The following is a 19,702-nucleotide window of genomic DNA, read 5'->3' as shown; positions in this document are numbered from 1 at the left end:
TTGGGGTTGAAAAGATAGGAGAAGGAAATGTTAGAATTGCTAAAAGCGCTTGATGCTTTCGTTTGGGGGCCTCCCCTCTTGATCTTATTGGTCGGAACGGGTATCTATTTGACCATCCGACTAGGTCTTTTGCAGGTAGCTCGTCTCCCTAAAGCCTTTCAGTTAATTTTCACCAAGGACAAGGGGCACGGCGATGTGTCGAGCTTTGCTGCCTTATGTACAGCCCTTGCAGCTACTGTTGGTACGGGAAATATCATCGGGGTCGCGACAGCCATTAAGGTTGGGGGACCAGGTGCCCTCTTTTGGATGTGGATGGCGGCCTTCTTTGGGATGGCGACCAAGTATGCCGAAGGCTTGCTGGCCATCAAATACCGTAGCAAGGATGCAAATGGAGCTGTAGCTGGAGGCCCCATGCACTACATCCTTTTGGGAATGGGAGAAAAGTGGAGACCACTTGCTATCTTCTTTGCCCTAGCGGGTGTATTGGTAGCCCTTCTAGGGATTGGTACCTTTACCCAAGTCAATTCGATTACAGAATCCATTCAAAATACAGCCCAAGTTGATCCAGCTATCACGGCTCTGATTTTATCCATTTTTGTAGGGATTGCCGTCTTTGGTGGCCTCAAATCCATTTCAAAGGTTTCGACAGCAGTCGTTCCTTTTATGGCTATTGTCTATATTTTAGGGACTCTTACAGTTATTCTCTTTAATATCGAGAAAATCCCAGCCACACTTGCCCTCATCTTTACTTCAGCCTTTAGTCCAGCTGCTGCCGTAGGTGGTTTTGCAGGTGCCAGCATTCGGATGGCTATCCAGAATGGTGTGGCGCGAGGAGTCTTCTCTAACGAATCTGGTCTTGGTTCAGCTCCGATTGCAGCGGCTGCAGCTAAGACTAATGAGCCTGTAGAGCAAGGCTTGATTTCCATGACAGGAACCTTTATTGATACTTTGATTATCTGTACTCTGACAGGTCTAACAATCTTAGTAACTGGTGTTTGGAGCGGAGATTTGAATGGGGTTGCCTTGACCCAGTCAGCCTTTTCAACAGTTTTTTCACATTTTGGTCCTGCTCTTTTGACTATTTTCCTTGTGCTCTTTGCCTTTACGACAATCCTCGGTTGGAACTATTACGGAGAACGTTGTTTTGAGTTTCTCTTTGGTGTCCGCTTTATCTGGCTCTACCGTGTGGTCTTTGTACTCATGGTCTTGTTGGGAGGATTTATCGAGCTGGATATGGTCTGGATTATCGCAGATATCGTCAATGCCTTAATGGCTCTACCAAACTTGATTGCCCTCTTGGTCTTGTCACCAGTTGTCATTGCTGAGACTAAAAAGTATTTTAAACACTGACCCAATCACACTTTTAGTGTGATTTTTTTATTTCATAGACATTTCTTATCAAGGTGATTGAAAATATATATTATCCAAGTGGAAAATTCTATGATAGACTAAATGACAATAAAATGAAAAGAGGTTTCTTATGACAACATTTACCATCCACACAGTAGAATCAGCACCAGCAGAAGTGAAAGAAGTTCTTGAAACAGTACAAAAAGACAACAATGGCTATATTCCCAACCTAATCGGTCTCTTGGCCAATGCCCCAACCGCGCTTGAAGCCTACAGAACTGTCGGAGCCATCAACCGTCGCAATAGCTTAACACCAGTGGAACGCGAAGTAGTGCAAATCACAGCTGCCGTAACCAATGGTTGTGCTTTCTGCGTCGCAGGTCACACAGCCTTTTCAATCAAACAAATCCAGATGAATGATGATCTTCTACAAGCACTCCGCAACCGTACTCCAATCGAGACAGATCCAAAACTAGATACTCTAGCTAAGTTTACCTTGGCGGTCATCAATACCAAAGGGCGTGTAGGAGATGAAGCCTTGGCTGAATTTTTGGAAGCTGGCTACACGCAACAAAATGCCTTGGACGTGGTTCTCGGTGTTAGTCTTGCCAGCCTCTGCAACTATGCCAACAACCTAGCCAATACGCCTATTAACCCAGAATTACAACCGTATGCTTAGTTCGAATCATAGAGAAAAAATGAAGGCTGATTCATCCAGTCTTCATTTTTCTGTGCTATTTTAAGCGCTTTTATGCTATACTAATAATAACATGATTATTGGAGGCTCGGATGAAAAAGCTCCCCTTGGTATTTTCTGGTTGTTTGTTAGGTTTAGCAGGTGCAGGAAATCTGATTGCAGATACTTGGCCAGTTCTGTCGCATTTATTGAGTCTGACTGGATTAGTTTTGTGGCTTTTCTTTCTGATTCTTCATCTTTTTAATTGGGAAGAAACCAAGCAAGAATTGGCCAAGCCCCCTCTTTTATCAGGGATGGCCACTTTTCCTATGGCTGGGATGATTTTAGCGACCTATGTCTTTCGTGTCTTCCCTGCTCTTCCTTCAGTAGCACAAGGGCTCTGGTGGTTTTCCTTTCTCTTGGATTTGGTTTTGATTGCGACTTTTACCATCAAATTTGCCTGTCCGGGTCGGAGGGTCAATGCGACTCCAAGCTGGACGGTGCTCTATGTGGGGATAGCAGTAGCAGCCTTGACCTATCCTCTTGTCGGAATCATTGAAATTGCCTATGCAACCTTGAGTTTTGGTTTTGTCTTGACCTTCTATCTCTATCCGCTTATTTATAGCGATCTAAAGAAACATCCACTCCCAGTGGCCTTGCTTGGACAAGAAGGAATCTACTGTGCTCCCTTTTCTCTACTCTTGGCTTCCCTAGTTCGAGTTGGAGGAGCAAGCCTACCGACTTGGCTCTTGATCGTCATGATTTTGGCATCTCAATCCTTCTTTTTCTTTGTTTTAACTCGCCTGCCTAATATTTTAAAACAAGGCTTTCAACCAGCCTTCTCAGCCCTCACTTTTCCAACCATTATCACAGCTACTTCGCTCAAGATGGCTCAAGGAATTTTGAAACTTCCATTTCTGGATTATCTGGTGTTTGCTGAAACTGTTATATGCCTCACTATTTTATTCTTTGTCTTGGTTGGTTATCTGATTTGGTTACGAAAAAAGGTCTAGCTAAAATAGCTAAACCTTATTTTTTATAGTTTGATAACTTCAGCTCCACCCATATATGGACGAAGAACTTCTGGAATGGTCACAGAACCATCTTCATTTTGGTAGTTCTCAAGAATAGCAGCCACTGTACGTCCAACTGCAAGTCCAGAACCGTTCAAGGTGTGAAGGAGTTTTACCTTGCCATCGACTTCATCACGGTAACGGATTTGGGCACGACGGGCTTGGAAATCTTCTGTATTTGAACAGCTTGAGATTTCACGGTAAGTATTTTGGGCTGGAATCCAAACTTCCAAGTCGTAAGTCTTAGCAGCTGAGAAGCCCATGTCTCCAGTAGAGAGTGCAACAACGCGGTACGGAAGATTGAGTTTTTGAAGGATGTTTTCAGCGTTGGCTGTCATCTTTTCCAATTCTTCGTAAGATTCCTCTGGCTTGGCAAATTTAACCATTTCAACCTTGTGGAATTGGTGCAAACGAATCAAGCCACGTGTATCACGACCGGCAGAACCAGCCTCAGAACGGAATGACGGACTCATAGCGGTAAAGTAGATTGGTAGGTCTTTACCGTCAAGGATTTCATCGCGATAGTAGTTTGTCAAAGGCACTTCGGCGGTAGGAATAAGGACATAATTAGTGTCTTTCAATTCAAAAGTATCTTCCTTGAATTTTGGATATTGACCAGTACCAAACATAGAATCATGGTTAACCATGTATGGTGTGATGACTTCAGTATAGCCCTCTTTTCCATGCTCATCCAACATAAAGTTGTAGATGGCACGTTCCAAACGAGCACCAAGGCCTTTATAGAAGAGGAAGCGAGCACCAGTAACTTTTGCTCCACGTTCCCAGTCAAGGATACCCAAGTCTTCACCAAGATCCCAGTGAGCTTTTGGTTCAAAGTCAAACTCACGTGGAGTACCCCAACGGCAGACTTCCACATTGTCATCTTCGTCAGCTCCGATAGGAACACTGTCAGCGGGGATGTTTGGAAGAGTAGTGGTAAATTCTGTCAATTTAGCATCGATGTCCGTCAATTCAGCATCCAAGGCTTTGACTTCAGCAGATAGGGTTTGCATTGCAGTAATCTTGTCATCAGCATTTTCCTTGTTGCGCTTGGCTTGGGCAATCTCAGCTGAAACTGTGTTGCGTTCTGCCTTGAGGTTTTCAACCTTGACCAAGATGTCACGACGTTTAGCATCGATTTCTTTCATCTCGTTTAAGACAGCAGGATCTACACCACGTGTAGCCAATTTTTCTGCGACAGCATCAAAGTCTGTACGAATACGTTTAATATCTAACATAAGAACTCCTTTATGAAAAAAACACACCTGACAAAGCGTTGGAGTGGCAGGGCCACGGTTCCATCCAACTTCACAGGTGTGCACTTGATTGTGTATGTAATTGTTACTAACGGTAGAATTTCACTTACCCCTCCTATCTGCTCGCAGCACCCGCAGACTTTCTGGAAGAAGAGGATAACCTACTTATCCGTTGCTATGATTATACTAAAGTTTCTACTTTTTTGCAAATAGATTTTTGAATTTTTGACCAATGGTCTGGAGTAAAGTAGGAAGTTTCACAACCTTGTCATTGCCAAGTTTTTCCCGAGCGATTTTGAGAATAGCTCCAGAGTCTTTGGAAGCAAAGAGGAATTTTCCTTGATCAGTGAAGACTTCAAAGTGGCGGCTGATTTTGCGACCAGTTACGTTGGCTCCGATTTGTTGAATGCTGGACCAGGGGATTTGGATATATTGTTCGACATTGACATCAGGATAAAACTCTAAGGCTTGATCCCCGACTAGAAATTTTCCGACTTTTCCCGAGATGGAAAGATAGGATGTTCCAGTGGTTTGTAGGTCAATGACTTTATTGAGTGATTGGGCCATGATTAATCTTCCTTACTTTCATCGAAAAAGGCGTGGTAGAGAGCCTTGATAGCTGCCTTTTCTTGCTCTTTATTGACAACAAACATGATGGAAACTTCACTTGAGCCTTGGGACATCATCTGGATGTTGATTTTGTTTTCAGATAGAGCGCGTGTTGCAGTAGCAGTTACCCCGATATGGCTCTTCATCTTTTCTCCGACAATCATAATGATTGAAAGGTCATGTTCGATTTCAGCATGGTCCACTTCGGCTTTTTGAACTAACTGACGCAGAATTTCTTCTTCTTTGATAGGAGTCAATTCACGGGAACGAAGGATGATTGAAAGATCGTCGATACCTGTTGGCATGTGTTCCCAACCAATGTTAAGATCTTCAAGGATTTGAAGAATCTTACGACCGAATCCAACCTCGCGGTTCATGAGGTATTTAGACATGTTGATGCTGACGAATCCAGAATCACCAGCGATCCCAACGACTGGGAATTTATCGCTACTGTGTTTCAGAACGATACGAGTTCCTGGATGGTCAGGATTGTTGGTATTTTTGATAACAAGAGGAATTTTTCCGCGGTAGGCAGGAAGAAGGGCTTCGTCATGAAGGATAGAAAATCCAGCGTAAGCCAACTCACGCATTTCACGGTAGGTTAATTCAGGAATGGAGTGTGGTTGATGGATAATACCAGGGTGGGCAGCAAAGATACCATCTACGTCCGTAAAGTTTTCATAGAGATCAGCCTTAACACCTGCTGCGATAATGGAACCAGTAATATCTGAACCTCCACGTGAGAAGGTACAGATTTGATTTTCCTTAGTGACCCCAAAGAAACCAGGAATAACAAGGACTTCGTTGCTGTCAGCCAAGCCTTCAATCTTATCATAACTAGATGGGATGATACGTGCGTTTCCTGGTTCACTTGTGACAACAATCCCAGCTTCTCTTGGGTGGACATAGCGTGCATCAATGCCGTTTTGGTTGAAGTAGGCTGCAATGAGTTTGGCATTGTTATTTTCTCCGGCCGCTAGGAAGGTATCATAGAGAAATTCATTGTCTTCTATAGGAAGAGTTGCCAAGGCCCGAATGCTTTTAGAAATCTTTTCTAAAACGGCAGGTTTTAGGCCTAGTTCACTCACCATAGCCGCATAGCGATCGATGATCCAGTTTTGGCTCTTGCTGATATCATTTCCCGCTACATAGTCACGATAGTATTTGATCAAAGCGTCGGTAACCTTGGTATCCTCAGCGTTGCGTTTACCCGGTGCAGAAACGACTACAAAACGGCGCTCTTTATCGCTTTTAACGATGTTTAAAACTTTTTCTAACTGACTAGCAGAAGCAAGCGAGCTTCCGCCAAATTTTACAACCTTCATAGGGACTCCTCAAGTAAGTATTTTATACGATTATAGCAGAAAGAGAGGCTTTTTTCAATGAAGAAAATAGCTCCCTGTTTTAATAGAAGTAAATGCTAACTTATTCTGAAAAGCGACAACAGTTTAAAAGTAAGAGAGTCAAATTTTATTTACATTCATAAACGGTGGGGAAATAATCAGCTGAGACACTTTCCTTTAGTTTTTCCTTGCCTCTTTATCCAAAAAAAGGTATACTTTGAAAATAAAATAATTTCATTGTCTTACAAAAGAAAAGGAGAAGCTATGAATCATATCTTATATCAGATCGTAGATGATCTTGCTATTATTACTTTGAATCGTCCTGAAGTGGCAAATGGTTTCCATATCCCAATGTGTGAGGAGATTTTAGAAGCTTTGACCCTAGCAGAGCAGGATCAAGCTGTTCAGTTCATCTTGATTAATGCTAATGGGAAGGTCTTTTCAGTTGGGGGAGACTTGGTTGAGATGAAACGAGCAGTGGACGAGGATGACATTCCTTCTTTGAATAAGATTGCAGAATTAGTCAATACAATTTCTTTTAAAATCAAGCAAATTCCTAAGCCTGTTTTGATGGAGGTAGATGGAGCAGTTGCAGGTGCTGCGGCAAATATGGCAGTAGCAGTTGATTTTTGCTTGGCGACTGACAAGGCAAAATTCATCCAAGCCTTTGTTGGAGTTGGGTTGGCGCCGGACGCTGGTGGGATTCATCTCTTGAGTCGTAGTATCGGGGTAACACGAGCTGCACAACTTGCTATGACAGGTGAAGCCTTGACCGCAGAAAAAGCACTGGAATGGGGCGTAGTATACCGCGTTTGTGAAGCTGACAAATTAGAAAAAACAAGAGAACAAGTTCTGAAAAAACTAAGACGAGGTTCAGCAAACTCGTACGCAGCGATTAAAAAGCTAGTTTGGGAAAGTCAATTTAAAGATTGGCAAGATTATGCCGAATTGGAATTGAAATTGCAGGAATCATTATCTTTAACTGAAGATTTTAAAGAAGGGGTTCGAGCACATTCTGAAAGAAGAAGACCAAAATTTTCAGGAAAATAAAAAAATACTTGCACAATTCTTTGAAGTTTGTTATACTTTTTCTATCAAATGTTTTGATTGTGAAAGTTTTTTGAGGAGGAGGGAAAAAGTTTGGACTACCAACAAGTAAATGATTATTTAACATCTATTTTCAATAACGTCCTTGTGATTGAGGAGGTTAGCTTACGAGGTAGTCGATTCAAAGACATCTCCATCAAAGAAATGCACACGATTGATGTGATTGGGAAGTTCCCTGAGGCGACGCCTAGTAAGGTTTCCAAAGAACTGATGGTGACCCTGGGAACAGTTACGACCAGCTTGAATAACCTAGAAAGAAAGGGTTACATTGAGCGTATTCGTTCTGACCAAGACCGTCGTGTGGTCTATCTGCATTTGACAAAGAAAGGTCGTTTGCTTCACCGCCTTCACAAACGATTCCACAAGGCCATGGTCGAAAGAATTATTGACGGCATGAGTCCCGAGGAAAAGAAAGTCATGGGCAGAGGCTTGACGAACCTTTATCAATTTTTGGAGGATTTGAAATAATGGCCTTTGCTAAAATAAGCCAAGTTGCTCATTATGTTCCAGAGCAAGTGGTCACTAATCATGACTTGGCTCACATCATGGATACAAGCGATGAGTGGATTTCAAGTCGGACAGGAATTAAACAGAGACATATTTCAAAAACGGAATCTACAAGTGACTTGGCGACAGAAGTTGCGAAGAGCTTATTGGATAAAGGAAGCTTAACAGCGGATCAGATTGATTTTATCATTGTGGCAACGATTACTCCAGATTCGATGATGCCTTCTACGGCAGCTCGGGTTCAGGCAAATATCGGAGCTCATAGAGCTTTCGCCTTTGATCTAACAGCAGCTTGCAGTGGCTTTGTATTCGCTCTTTCAACTGCTGAAAAGTTTTTAAGTTCTGGACAGTTCAAAAAAGGGATTGTTATCGGGGCTGAAACCTTATCCAAGGCAGTTGATTGGTCTGATCGTTCGACAGCTGTTCTCTTTGGAGATGGTGCTGGTGGCGTTCTCTTGGAAGCGAGCGAAACACGGCACTTCCTCGTGGAAAGTCTCTATACGGATGGTTCTCGGAGCGAGTGTTTGACCTATGGTCAAACGGCTTTGGCTTCGCCTTTCTCAGTTCAAGAAGCAGTTCCTGCTTTTCTGAAGATGGATGGACGAGCAGTTTTTGATTTTGCAAATCGTGATGTTGCTAGATCAATCAAGGAAACCATTGAAAATGGTCCAATCGCAGCATCGGACTTGGATTATCTCTTGCTTCATCAGGCAAATATCCGCATTTTGGATAAGATGGCTAAGAAAATCGGTGTAGACCGAGATAAGCTTCCTGCCAATATGATGGAGTATGGAAATACCAGTGCAGCAAGTATCCCGATTTTGCTCTCAGAGTGTGTGGAGAATGGTATGATTCGTTTAGATGGTAGCCAGACGATTCTCCTATCAGGCTTCGGTGGAGGTTTGACATGGAGCACACTCATTCTTACAATCTAGGTAATCATGTGGTAAACACATAGTTATAAAATTTTATATTTTAAAGGAGTCCTATCATGGCAGTATTTGAAAAAGTACAAGAAATTATCGTTGAAGAACTTGGAAAAGACGCATCAGAAGTAACACTTGAATCTACTTTTGATGATTTGGATGCAGATTCATTGGACTTGTTCCAAGTAATCTCTGAAATTGAAGATGCTTTTGATATCCAAATCGAAGCAGAAGATAACTTGAAAACAGTTGGTGACTTGGTTGCTTACGTTGAAGAGCAAACAAAATAATTAGCATATTACTAGAAGGAGTAGGGGAGACCCGCTCCCTCTTGTTTAGGTAATAGTTTGAAATTCAAATGATAAACTTATCGAACTATTACGTAAGCAAGGAATGATGGAGGCACTATGAAAACACGTATTACAGAATTATTGAACATTGATTATCCTATTTTTCAAGGAGGAATGGCCTGGGTTGCGGATGGGGACTTGGCTGGTGCGGTATCAAAAGCTGGTGGTTTGGGGATCATCGGTGGTGGAAATGCACCTAAAGAGGTCGTAAAGGCTAATATCGATAAAATCAAATCACTTACGGATAAACCTTTTGGTGTAAACATTATGCTTCTGTCTCCATTTGTAGAAGACATCGTTGATCTCGTGATTGAAGAAGGGGTTAAGGTGGTTACAACTGGTGCTGGAAATCCAAGTAAATACATGAACCGTTTCCATGATGCAGGAATTACAGTTATTCCTGTTGTTCCTAGTGTTGCTTTGGCAAAACGCATGGAAAAAATTGGTGCCGATGCAGTTATTGCAGAAGGGATGGAAGCTGGTGGACACATTGGTAAATTAACAACGATGACCTTGGTTCGCCAAGTTGCTGCAGCTGTTTCAATTCCAGTTATTGCTGCCGGTGGTATTGCAGATGGTGAGGGGGCAGCGGCTGGGTTTATGCTTGGCGCAGAAGCTGTTCAAGTAGGAACTCGTTTTGTAGTTGCCAAAGAGTCTAATGCTCATCCAAACTATAAAGCTAAAATTTTAAAAGCTCGTGATATTGATACAACGATTTCAGCACAACATTTTGGACACGCAGTTCGTGCCATTAAAAACCAGTTGACTCGTGATTTCGAACAAGCTGAAAAAGATGCCTTTAAACAAGAAAATCCAGATTTAGAAATCTTTGAGCAAATGGGTGCAGGAGCTTTAGCTAAAGCTGTTGTCCATGGTGATGTGGATGGCGGTTCAGTGATGGCCGGCCAGATTGCAGGTTTGATTTCTAAAGAAGAAACTGTTGAAGAAATCTTAAAAGATATCTACTACGGTGCAGCTGAAAAAATTCAAGAAGAAGCTGCTCGTTGGGCAGGAGTTACAAGAAATGACTAAAACAGCCTTTCTATTTGCGGGCCAAGGTGCTCAGTATCTAGGGATGGGACGTGATCTCTATGATTGCTACCCTATCGTCAAGGAAACAATTGACCAAGCTAGCCAAGTCTTAGGGTATGACCTTCGTGACTTGATTGACAATGATGAAGCAAAGTTAAATCAGACTCGTTACACGCAACCAGCTATTCTAGCTACATCCGTTGCTATTTACCGACTATTGAAAGAAAAAGGCTATCAGCCAGATATGGTGGCAGGACTGTCTCTTGGGGAATATTCTGCTCTTGTAGCAAGTGGTACCTTGGACTTTGAGGATGCAGTTGCCTTGGTTGCTAAGCGTGGTGCTTATATGGAAGAGGCTGCACCAGCAGGCTCTGGAAAGATGGTTGCCGTTCTTAATACTCCAGTTGAAGTGATTGAGGAAGCTTGTGAAACAGCCTCTAAAGTTGGAGTAGTGACTCCAGCCAACTACAACACCCCAAGCCAAATCGTTATCGGTGGCGAGGTGGCTGCGGTTGACCGCGCAGTTGAACTCTTGCAGGAAGCAGGAGCAAAACGATTGATTCCTTTAAATGTATCTGGCCCTTTCCATACAGCACTTTTAGAGCCAGCCAGTCAGAAACTAGCTGAAGCTCTTGAGGAAGTGGGTTTCTCTGATTTTACTTGCCCACTAGTCGGCAATACGGAAGCTACTGTTATGGGAAAAGATCGAATCCAAGAGCTCTTGACGCGTCAGGTAAAAGAACCTGTTCGTTTTTATGAAAGTATTGCTGTGATGCAGGATGCTGGGGTAACCAACTTTATTGAAATCGGCCCTGGAAAAGTCCTATCAGGATTTGTCAAAAAAATCGATAAAACTGCTCAGCTAGCTAACGTTGAAGATCAAACAAGCTTGGATGCTTTGCTAGGAAACTAGTGACCCCTTCTCCCAGAAAATACAACAGGAAATAGGAGAATAGAATGCAACTAAAAAATAAAAATATCTTTGTTACAGGTTCAAGTCGTGGTATCGGACTTGCCATTGCTCACAAATTTGCCAAACTAGGCGCTAATGTAGTTTTGAATAGTCGTGGGACGATCTCAGAAGACTTGCTGGCTGAGTTTTCAAACTACGGCGTCAAAGTAGTACCAATCTCAGGTGATGTTTCAGACTTTGCAGACGCCAAGCGTATGGTAGAACAAGCGATTGCAGAACTCGGTTCTGTCGATGTCTTGGTCAACAATGCTGGGATCACTCAAGATACGCTCATGCTTAAGATGACCGAAGAAGACTTTGAAAAAGTGATTAAGATCAACTTGACAGGTGCCTTCAACATGACGCAAGCAGTCTTGAAACAGATGATAAAGGCACGTGAAGGTGCAATCATCAATATGTCCAGTGTGGTAGGTTTGATGGGAAATATTGGGCAGGCCAACTATGCAGCTTCTAAAGCAGGTTTGATTGGTTTTACCAAGTCAGTAGCACGTGAAGTTGCCAATCGCAATGTACGCGTAAATGCCCTTGCACCAGGGATGATCGAATCGGATATGACTGCTGTTTTGTCTGATAAGGTCAAGGAAGCGACATTGGCCCAAATCCCAATGAAGCGTTTTGGACAAGCAGAACATATCGCAGATGCTACAGTGTTCCTGGCTGGACAGGATTATTTGACTGGACAAGTTCTCGCTGTTGATGGCGGACTTAGCATGTAAAAAATAAGGAAAGATATAGGTAAGACAGATGAAACTAAATCGAGTTGTAGTAACAGGTTATGGATTGACCTCTCCTATCGGAAATACTCCAGAAGAATTTTGGAACAGTTTGCAAACTGGGAAAATTGGGATTGGAGAAATCACTAAGTTTGACCACAGCGAATTTGCTGTGCACAATGCGGCAGAAGTCCAAGATTTCCCATTTGATAAATACTTTGTCAAAAAAGATACCAACCGTTTTGATAACTATTCTTTGTATGCCTTGTACGCAGCTCAAGAAGCGGTGACAAATGCTAATCTTGATGTAGAAGCAATTGATAAAGATCGTTTTGGTGTCATCGTTGCCTCAGGTATTGGGGGAATTAAAGAAATCGAAGACCAAGTTATCCGTCTTCATGAAAAAGGCCCAAAACGTGTTAAGCCATTGACACTTCCAAAAGCCTTGCCAAATATGGCTTCAGGAAATGTTGCCATGCGCTTTGGAGCAAACGGTGTTTGTAAATCAATCAATACAGCCTGTGCCTCATCAAATGATGCTATTGGCGATGCCTTCCGTTCAATCAAGTTTGGTTTCCAAGATGTCATGTTAGTTGGTGGATCAGAATCATCTATCACTCCTTTTGCTATTGCTGGTTTCCAAGCGTTGACTGCCCTATCAACTACAGAGGATCCAACTCGTGCTTCTATTCCATTTGACAAAGACCGTAATGGTTTTGTGATGGGAGAAGGTTCAGGGATGTTGGTTCTTGAAAGCCTTGAACATGCTGAAAAACGTGGTGCAACTATCTTGGCTGAAGTAGTTGGTTATGGAAATACCTGTGATGCTTACCATATGACTTCACCTCATCCAGAAGGTCAAGGTGCGATTAAGGCGATTAAACTGGCTTTGGAAGAAGCAGAAATTTCTCCAGAGCAAGTAGCTTACGTCAACGCCCACGGAACTTCAACTCCTGCTAATGAAAAAGGTGAAAGTGGTGCGATCGTAGCTGTTCTTGGTAAAGAAGTACCTGTATCTTCCACCAAGTCCTTTACAGGACACTTGCTCGGGGCTGCAGGGGCAGTTGAAGCAATTGCTACAATCGAAGCCATGCGTCATAACTTCGTGCCAAAAACAGCTGGAACAAGCGAGTTGTCAGACTATATCGAAGCGAATGTCGTTTATGGACAAGGCTTGGAGCAAGAAATCCCTTATGCCATTTCAAATACATTTGGTTTTGGTGGACACAATGCGGTTCTTGCTTTCAAACGTTGGGAGAATAAATAATTATGAATTTAAATGAGATCAAGGACTTGATGGCTCAATTTGACCGATCAAGTTTGAGAGAATTTTCTTATAAAAACGGAACGGACGAGCTGCAGTTTAGTAAGAATGAAGCAAGAATGGTTTCTGAAGCGCCAGCTCCAGTTCCTTCAACGTCAGCTGCAGTGGTTGCTAGTCCAGCAGTTTCAGCCCCTTCGACTCCGGTAGAGAGTGCAGTAGAAGAAGTACCAGCGCCAGCTGAAACGACGGTTGCTCCAGAGGGTGATGTCGTTGAAAGCCCACTTGTAGGGGTGGCATACTTAGCTGCTGGACCAGATAAACCTGCCTTTGTCACAGTCGGTGACAGTGTCAAGAAAGGCCAGACTTTGGTAATCATCGAAGCCATGAAAGTCATGAATGAGATTCCTGCGCCCAAGGATGGTGTGGTGACAGAAATTCTTGTTTCTAACGAAGAAATGGTTGAATTCGGTAAAGGATTGGTACGTATCAAATGATTGATATTCAAGGAATCAAAGAAGCGCTACCCCATCGCTACCCCATGCTCCTAGTGGATCGTGTCTTGGAAGTGAGCGAGGATACCATTGTTGCCATTAAAAATGTGACCATCAACGAACCTTTCTTCAATGGTCATTTTCCTCAATACCCAGTTATGCCAGGTGTTCTTATCATGGAAGCCTTGGCTCAGACTGCTGGTGTCTTGGAATTGTCCAAACCTGAAAATAAAGGGAAACTGGTCTTCTATGCTGGCATGGACAAGGTTAAGTTTAAGAAGCAAGTTGTACCAGGTGACCAATTAGTCATGACGGCTACTTTTGTCAAACGTCGTGGTACGATTGCTGTGGTTGAAGCAAAGGCTGAAGTAGATGGTAAGCTTGCAGCGAGTGGTACTCTTACCTTTGCAATTGGAAACTAAGGAGGTTCTCCATGTTTCGTAAAATTTTGATTGCCAACCGTGGTGAGATTGCGGTTCGCATTATTCGAGCTGCGCGTGAATTGGGCATTGCAACCGTAGCAGTCTATTCAACTGCTGATAAGGAAGCTCTTCACACACTCCTAGCGGATGAAGCTATCTGTATCGGACCTGGTAAGGCGACAGAGTCTTATCTCAATATCAATGCTATTTTATCTGCTGCAGTATTGACAGAAGCAGAAGCCATCCACCCAGGTTTTGGTTTTCTTAGCGAAAACTCCAAGTTTGCTACGATGTGTGATGAAGTGGGGATTAAGTTTATCGGCCCTTCTGGGGCTGTAATGGATACCATGGGAGATAAGATCAATGCGCGTGAGCAAATGATCAAGGCTGGAGTTCCAGTTATCCCAGGGTCTGATGGTGAAGTTCATACAGCTGAAGAGGCACTTGCAGTTGCAGAAAAAATTGGCTATCCAGTCATGCTTAAGGCATCGGCAGGTGGTGGTGGAAAAGGAATTCGTAAGGTTGAAAAGGCAGAAGACTTGGTCGCAGCCTTTGAAACAGCATCCAGCGAAGCCAAGGCCAATTTTGGAAATGGCGCTATGTATCTTGAGCGTGTGATTTATCCAGCTCGTCATATCGAAGTTCAGATTCTTGCGGACCAAGAGGGTCATGTTGTCCATCTTGGTGAACGGGACTGTTCACTTCAACGGAATAACCAAAAGGTCTTAGAAGAAAGTCCGTCCATTGCGATTGGTAAAACACTTCGTAATGAAATTGGTGCTGCGGCTGTTCGAGCTGCAGAGTCTGTAGGCTATGAAAATGCAGGGACGATTGAATTTCTTCTCGATGAAGCGAGTGGCAATTTCTACTTCATGGAAATGAATACTCGTGTGCAAGTGGAGCACCCAGTCACAGAGTTTGTTTCAGGTGTTGATATCGTGAAGGAACAGATTCGCATTGCTGCCGGGCAACCCTTACCTTTCAAACAAGAAGATATCGTCCTACGAGGTCATGCTATCGAGTGCCGGATCAATGCGGAAAATCCAGCATTTAACTTTGCTCCAAGCCCAGGTAAAATTACCAATCTCTATCTACCGAGTGGTGGAGTTGGCTTGCGCGTGGACTCAGCAGTTTATCCAGGTTATACCATTCCCCCTTACTATGATAGTATGATTGCCAAAATCATTGTTCATGGGGAGAATCGTTTTGATGCTCTTATGAAGATGCAACGGGCACTTTATGAACTTGATATTGAAGGAGTGCAAACCAATGCAGACTTCCAGTTGGATCTGATTTCAGACCGCCGAGTTATCGCTGGTGACTACGATACTTCCTTCTTGATGGAAACTTTCTTGCCAAAATACCAAGAAAAAGAATAGACTTTCAAACAGTATGAGAACTAAAAGGGGGAGTTATGGCTCTATTTAGTAAAAAGGATAAGTATATTCGGATCAATCCTAACCGTTCCGTAAGGCAGAAACCACAAGCCAAACCTGAGGTTCCGGATGAACTCTTCTCCCAGTGTCCTGGTTGTAAACACACCATTTATCAAAAGGATCTTGGGAGCGAACGAATTTGTCCCCATTGTAGCTATACTTTCCGTATTTCAGCTCAGGAACGCTTGGATTTGACGATTGATTCTGGTAGCTTTGTGGAGATGTTTACAGGTATTGAAACTCAAGATCCATTAAACTTTCCTGGCTATCAGAAAAAACTTGCAACAATGCGTGAAAAGACAGGTTTGGATGAAGCAGTACTAACTGGTACAGCAAGCATCAAGGGGCAAAAAGTTGCCCTTGGGATCATGGATTCTAACTTTATCATGGCTTCTATGGGAACAGTTGTGGGTGAAAAAATCACGCGCTTGTTTGAGTATGCAACGGTAGAAAACTTGCCAGTCGTTCTCTTCACAGCTTCTGGTGGAGCCCGTATGCAAGAAGGAATCATGAGCTTGATGCAGATGGCTAAGATTTCTGCGGCAGTTCAACGTCATTCCAAGGCAGGACTTTTTTACCTAACTATTTTAACCGATCCGACAACAGGTGGAGTGACCGCTTCTTTTGCTATGGAAGGTGATATTATCCTAGCGGAACCCCAAAGTTTGGTTGGTTTTGCTGGGCGTCGTGTTATCGAAAATACAGTTCGTGAGACCTTGCCGGATGACTTCCAAAAGGCAGAATTTCTGCTTGAACATGGATTTGTTGATGCAATTGTTAAACGGAGAGAATTGCCTGAAACAATTGCTAAATTAGTAAGATTGCATGGAGGAAGTCGCGGATGAATATTGCAAAAATAGTCAGAGAGGCACGCGAGCAGAGTCGCTTGACCGCACTTGATTTTGCCAATGGAATTTTTGACGAGTTTATCGAATTGCATGGAGATCGCTCTTTCCGTGATGATGGTGCGGTCATTGGAGGAATTGGTTGGTTAGGTGACCAAGCAGTAACAGTCGTTGGTATCCAAAAGGGGAAGAGTCTTCATGATAACCTCAAACGAAATTTTGGGCAACCACATCCAGAAGGCTATCGTAAGGCTCTACGCTTGATGAAACAAGCGGAGAAGTTTGGCCGTCCAGTTGTGACTTTTATCAATACGGCGGGTGCTTACCCAGGTGTTGGTGCCGAGGAACGTGGACAAGGTGAAGCAATTGCCCGAAACCTGATGGAAATGAGTGACCTCAAGGTTCCAATCATCGCGATTATTATCGGTGAAGGTGGATCTGGTGGGGCCCTAGCTCTAGCCGTAGCTAACCGTGTCTGGATGTTAGAAAACTCAATCTACGCAGTACTTAGCCCTGAAGGATTTGCCTCTATCCTTTGGAAGGATGGAAGTCGTGCTATGGAAGCAGCGGAGCTGATGAAAATCACTTCACATGAACTTCTAGAAATGGGAATCGTAGACAAGATAATTCCAGAAGAGGATTTCTCAAGTAAAGAACTGCTAGCTTGCGTTAAAAATGAATTGCGTGCAGAACTAGATAGGTTGAAAGAACTACCACTCGACCAACTTATCGAAGAACGTTACCAACGCTTTAGAAAATACTAAGAATGACTAAATGAGACTAGAAAGGTCTCATTTTTTATTGAAAATGCTATTCAGGTTGAAAAATTGACAGTTGAGGAGATGGACTATAAAATAGATAAAAAAGATGTATACTGTAGATGTAAGCTTACAAAAATTTATTTTAAGAAGGTACTTGCAATGACAGGTACAGAAACATTTACAGTTCTTTCAACTGAGGACTTAGAGAAAACTTCAGGTGGCCTTGCTGTTTGGGAAGATGGATATGGTAGATGCTTATATTATAGAGAATTTGCTCCCTATATGGGGCAAGGGGCACTTAATTCTTATAGAGATGCTTGGAAGTACGGCTTCCGAGCAGGATAATCTTTCAAAAAAAGTACGATGAGAAACACAAAGAAACTAGGACAATTTGGAATATTTTTGCTTATTATTTTACTATCTACCTATTTACCACAAACAATTGGATTGTATGTGGCAATCATTTTAGGGTTAGGCGCTGATGTCTATTCTCTTATTTTAACAATAGGATTAGTAGGAATTTGCCTTCTATTAATTTGGTGGTTAAAAAAGCAAAAGATGCTCTTTATCTTTGAGAAAAAGAGCTGGAACTGGTCATTTGTCTTCCACTTATTTGCAACTTATGTGGTTTATCAGATTCTCGGTAATTTTTGGACACGCTATGCTCATTTGATTAATCATAGGAATATTCATGATGAGTATTTTACCGTGGTTCTTTCAAATGGACAACCAACTTTTTTATCGACTATCTTATCTTTTATCCTGCCTGTAATCATCGGTCCTGTTTTTGAGGAGACTCTTGATAGAGGGTATTTTATGAATACCTTCTTTCCTAAGTCAAAGTACTATTTAGATGTCATCTTATCAGGCCTTATCTTTGGACTTAGTCATTTGATACTATCTCACCGGGACCCAATTAGTTTATTATATTATAGTCTGATTGGTCTCTTTTTTGCCCTTGTTTATCTTTCTACCGACAATCTGAGATTAACGATTCTCTGCCATAGTTTTTTTAACTTTCTCAATCATGCAAAACCTATCTGGATTTTTGTTTACAATTATATCTATTATCATTTTTTTAGATAGTGGGAGGCAAAGAAAAAAGTGTTTGATAATTGTCAAACACTTTTTCTTTTTACTGTTCTTCTGTTACAAACTGGCTGAGCAGTCCATTGATAAAACGGGCAGATTTTTGATCTGAGAAGTCCTTTGCAAGCTCGATAGCTTCATTAACAGCAACCAGCTGAGGAGTGTCAAATGAAGTGATTTCAAAGACTCCCAAGCGAAGGAGGTTTCTCTCCACGAGCGTTAAGCGTTCAATAGTCCAACCTGCTTTTAAATGCTGTGTGATTTGCTTGTCTAGTTCTTCCTTTTTAGCCTGAACACCAGAAACGAGCTCTGTCAAAAAGGCTGGAAGCTGCACATCCGTATCTTCACGATCATGAGTATAGGCGAAACGACAAGCAGTTTCGACATCCGTACCAAATTCAAGGCTCATGAGAGCTTGAAAAGCGCATTTACGGAGTTGGCGTCTAGATTCTAATAGTGGACTAGTCATTGAGGAAGTCCTCGTCAAATAGATCTTTCAATTCTGGTTTTGGTGTTTTATCTGGGACGATACCTACAACGTGGATATTGATAGCAGCGAGTTCTACATCAGCCATATTGCGGACGGCATCTTTGACAGCTTTCTGGATAGCAACAGCTACCTTAGGAACTTTTACTCCGTACTCAAGGTAGAGGTAGATATCTGTTGTGAGTTCTTCGTCCACGTTTTTTAGATAAACGCCACGGCCTAGAGAAAGTTTTGAAAGGGTGTCAGATACTGATTTGTTTGAAAAAGAGTGTACACCCTCTACCTTCGCAGTAGCAATAGCAATGATTTTTTCAAGTACACGTGGGGCGATAACGATTTCGCCAAGTTGTTCTTCAATTCCCATAGAATGACCTCTTTCTAGAGATTAGGCACGAGAAACGTAAGTTCCTTCTGCAGTGTTGATAACGAGTTTTTGTCCTGCTTCGATGAAGTCTGGAACGTTTACGACAAGTCCAGTTTCCATCGTTGCTGGTTTACCAGAACCTGTAACAGTAGCACCTTTGATAGATGGTTGAGTTTCTGCAACTGTCAATTCAACAGTAGTAGGAACGGTAACACCAATCACTTCAGTTCCGTAGAATTGGATCTTCACATCAGAGTTTTCAAGGATGTAAAGCAATTCGTTTTCAACATTGACTACAGGGATTTCGTATTGGTCGTAAGTTTCTGTATTCATGAAGTAGGCTGTGTCATCCATTTTGTACAAGTATTGAGCTGGGACAGTCTCGATGATGGCTTGTTCAAATTTTTCCTCTGGACGGTAGCTTGTGTCAAATGTAGAACCAGTACGGACATCGCGCAATTTCATACGCATGATCGTGTTTCCTTTACCTGGTTTGTGGTGGCTAGCTTCCAAAACGCGGATCAATTTTCCGTCAGCTGTTTCAAAGGTCATACCAGCTTTTAATTTACTTGCTTCAATCATGTTTTTACCTCTTTAATAAATATTATTACTCTTCATTTTACCATAA

The 19,702-nt window shown here is 42.5% G+C and carries 24 protein-coding genes; 18 read left to right on the top strand and 6 right to left on the bottom strand.

Annotated features, from left to right (window positions below):
- Positions 1–27: 27 nt before the first annotated feature.
- From ACVX3R_RS07475 to ACVX3R_RS07465, 3 genes are all read left to right on the top strand, one after another.
- On the top strand, positions 28–1,350 hold the full coding sequence (locus tag ACVX3R_RS07475; protein WP_000891442.1) for an alanine/glycine:cation symporter family protein: 1,323 nt from the start codon (positions 28–30) through the stop codon (positions 1,348–1,350).
- Between the two features lie 130 nt (positions 1,351–1,480).
- Positions 1,481–2,029: a carboxymuconolactone decarboxylase family protein gene (locus ACVX3R_RS07470; protein ID WP_000206774.1), complete on the top strand. Its 549-nt coding sequence runs from the start codon at positions 1,481–1,483 to the stop codon at positions 2,027–2,029.
- A gap of 110 nt (positions 2,030–2,139) precedes the next feature.
- On the top strand, positions 2,140–3,039 hold the full coding sequence (locus tag ACVX3R_RS07465) for a TDT family transporter (protein ID WP_458794744.1): 900 nt from the start codon (positions 2,140–2,142) through the stop codon (positions 3,037–3,039).
- Positions 3,040–3,062: 23 nt separating this feature from the next.
- Here ACVX3R_RS07465 and serS read toward each other — a convergent pair whose 3' ends face one another.
- The 3 genes from serS to ACVX3R_RS07450 form a co-directional block, all read right to left on the bottom strand.
- Positions 3,063–4,337, bottom strand: a complete 1,275-nt coding sequence (gene serS / locus ACVX3R_RS07460) for a serine--tRNA ligase (RefSeq protein WP_458794743.1) — start codon at positions 4,335–4,337, stop codon at positions 3,063–3,065.
- Between the two features lie 213 nt (positions 4,338–4,550).
- Positions 4,551–4,922 carry a DUF956 family protein gene (locus tag ACVX3R_RS07455; RefSeq protein WP_000079371.1) on the bottom strand — a complete coding sequence of 124 codons (372 nt, stop codon included), beginning with the start codon at positions 4,920–4,922 and terminating at the stop codon, positions 4,551–4,553.
- A gap of 2 nt (positions 4,923–4,924) precedes the next feature.
- The gene (locus ACVX3R_RS07450) at positions 4,925–6,289 is read right to left on the bottom strand and encodes an aspartate kinase (RefSeq protein ID WP_458794742.1); all 1,365 of its coding nucleotides are present in this window, start codon (positions 6,287–6,289) and stop codon (positions 4,925–4,927) included.
- 282 nt (positions 6,290–6,571) lie between these two features.
- Here ACVX3R_RS07450 and ACVX3R_RS07445 point away from each other — a divergent pair, with 282 nt between their 5' ends.
- The 15 genes from ACVX3R_RS07445 (at position 6,572) to ACVX3R_RS07375 (ending at position 18,220) form a co-directional block, all read left to right on the top strand.
- A complete protein-coding gene (locus ACVX3R_RS07445) occupies positions 6,572–7,357 on the top strand; it encodes an enoyl-CoA hydratase (protein WP_084872548.1) in 786 nt (261 codons plus the stop codon).
- A 90-nt stretch (positions 7,358–7,447) separates the two neighbouring features.
- Complete coding sequence (gene fabT / locus ACVX3R_RS07440) at positions 7,448–7,882, top strand: fatty acid biosynthesis transcriptional regulator FabT (RefSeq protein WP_000386333.1); 435 nt, start codon at positions 7,448–7,450, stop codon at positions 7,880–7,882.
- Positions 7,882–8,856, top strand: coding sequence for a beta-ketoacyl-ACP synthase III (locus ACVX3R_RS07435; protein ID WP_458794741.1), 975 nt, complete (start codon positions 7,882–7,884; stop codon positions 8,854–8,856). Before fabT ends, ACVX3R_RS07435 begins: the two co-directional genes overlap by 1 nt.
- A 56-nt stretch (positions 8,857–8,912) precedes the next feature.
- Positions 8,913–9,137 carry an acyl carrier protein gene (locus tag ACVX3R_RS07430; RefSeq protein ID WP_000257840.1) on the top strand — a complete coding sequence of 75 codons (225 nt, stop codon included), beginning with the start codon at positions 8,913–8,915 and terminating at the stop codon, positions 9,135–9,137.
- Between the two features lie 117 nt (positions 9,138–9,254).
- Positions 9,255–10,229: an enoyl-[acyl-carrier-protein] reductase FabK gene (gene fabK, locus ACVX3R_RS07425; protein ID WP_000857447.1), complete on the top strand. Its 975-nt coding sequence runs from the start codon at positions 9,255–9,257 to the stop codon at positions 10,227–10,229.
- Positions 10,222–11,142 (top strand): ACP S-malonyltransferase, encoded by a 921-nt coding sequence (fabD, locus tag ACVX3R_RS07420; RefSeq protein ID WP_458794740.1) that lies wholly within the window; start codon positions 10,222–10,224, stop codon positions 11,140–11,142. Before fabK ends, fabD begins: the two co-directional genes overlap by 8 nt.
- 44 nt (positions 11,143–11,186) lie before the next feature.
- Positions 11,187–11,918: a 3-oxoacyl-[acyl-carrier-protein] reductase gene (gene fabG, locus ACVX3R_RS07415; RefSeq protein WP_084852668.1), complete on the top strand. Its 732-nt coding sequence runs from the start codon at positions 11,187–11,189 to the stop codon at positions 11,916–11,918.
- Positions 11,919–11,946: 28 nt separating this feature from the next.
- Entirely contained in the window at positions 11,947–13,182 is a 1,236-nt protein-coding gene (fabF, locus tag ACVX3R_RS07410; RefSeq protein WP_084872556.1) for a beta-ketoacyl-ACP synthase II, read from the top strand.
- Positions 13,183–13,184: 2 nt separating this feature from the next.
- Complete coding sequence (accB, locus tag ACVX3R_RS07405) at positions 13,185–13,673, top strand: acetyl-CoA carboxylase biotin carboxyl carrier protein (protein ID WP_458794739.1); 489 nt, start codon at positions 13,185–13,187, stop codon at positions 13,671–13,673.
- Positions 13,670–14,092 carry a 3-hydroxyacyl-ACP dehydratase FabZ gene (gene fabZ / locus ACVX3R_RS07400; protein ID WP_000565515.1) on the top strand — a complete coding sequence of 141 codons (423 nt, stop codon included), beginning with the start codon at positions 13,670–13,672 and terminating at the stop codon, positions 14,090–14,092. The genes accB and fabZ overlap by 4 nt, the downstream gene beginning before the upstream one ends.
- 11 nt (positions 14,093–14,103) lie before the next feature.
- Positions 14,104–15,471 carry an acetyl-CoA carboxylase biotin carboxylase subunit gene (gene accC, locus ACVX3R_RS07395; protein ID WP_000488665.1) on the top strand — a complete coding sequence of 456 codons (1,368 nt, stop codon included), beginning with the start codon at positions 14,104–14,106 and terminating at the stop codon, positions 15,469–15,471.
- Between the two features lie 35 nt (positions 15,472–15,506).
- Positions 15,507–16,373 (top strand): acetyl-CoA carboxylase, carboxyltransferase subunit beta, encoded by an 867-nt coding sequence (accD, locus tag ACVX3R_RS07390; protein ID WP_001173379.1) that lies wholly within the window; start codon positions 15,507–15,509, stop codon positions 16,371–16,373.
- Positions 16,370–17,137, top strand: a complete 768-nt coding sequence (locus ACVX3R_RS07385) for an acetyl-CoA carboxylase carboxyl transferase subunit alpha (protein ID WP_458794738.1) — start codon at positions 16,370–16,372, stop codon at positions 17,135–17,137. The genes accD and ACVX3R_RS07385 overlap by 4 nt, the downstream gene beginning before the upstream one ends.
- 156 nt (positions 17,138–17,293) lie before the next feature.
- A complete protein-coding gene (gene briC, locus ACVX3R_RS07380; RefSeq protein WP_458794737.1) occupies positions 17,294–17,479 on the top strand; it encodes a biofilm-regulating peptide BriC in 186 nt (61 codons plus the stop codon).
- A gap of 18 nt (positions 17,480–17,497) precedes the next feature.
- Positions 17,498–18,220, top strand: a complete 723-nt coding sequence (locus tag ACVX3R_RS07375; RefSeq protein WP_458794736.1) for a lysostaphin resistance A-like protein — start codon at positions 17,498–17,500, stop codon at positions 18,218–18,220.
- Positions 18,221–18,269: 49 nt separating this feature from the next.
- Here the strand turns inward: ACVX3R_RS07375 and nusB are convergent, their stop codons facing one another.
- From nusB to efp, 3 genes are read right to left on the bottom strand one after another with little or no spacing between them, the layout of a single operon-like run.
- Positions 18,270–18,692, bottom strand: coding sequence for a transcription antitermination factor NusB (gene nusB / locus ACVX3R_RS07370; protein ID WP_000203659.1), 423 nt, complete (start codon positions 18,690–18,692; stop codon positions 18,270–18,272).
- The gene (locus ACVX3R_RS07365) at positions 18,685–19,074 is read right to left on the bottom strand and encodes an Asp23/Gls24 family envelope stress response protein (protein WP_458794735.1); all 390 of its coding nucleotides are present in this window, start codon (positions 19,072–19,074) and stop codon (positions 18,685–18,687) included. Before ACVX3R_RS07365 ends, nusB begins: the two co-directional genes overlap by 8 nt.
- A gap of 21 nt (positions 19,075–19,095) precedes the next feature.
- Positions 19,096–19,656: an elongation factor P gene (gene efp / locus ACVX3R_RS07360; RefSeq protein ID WP_000568640.1), complete on the bottom strand. Its 561-nt coding sequence runs from the start codon at positions 19,654–19,656 to the stop codon at positions 19,096–19,098.
- Positions 19,657–19,702 lie beyond the last annotated feature (46 nt).

This window comes from Streptococcus sp. 517s (assembly GCF_054445985.1).
This window is presented reverse-complemented; position numbering and strand designations above follow the sequence as displayed.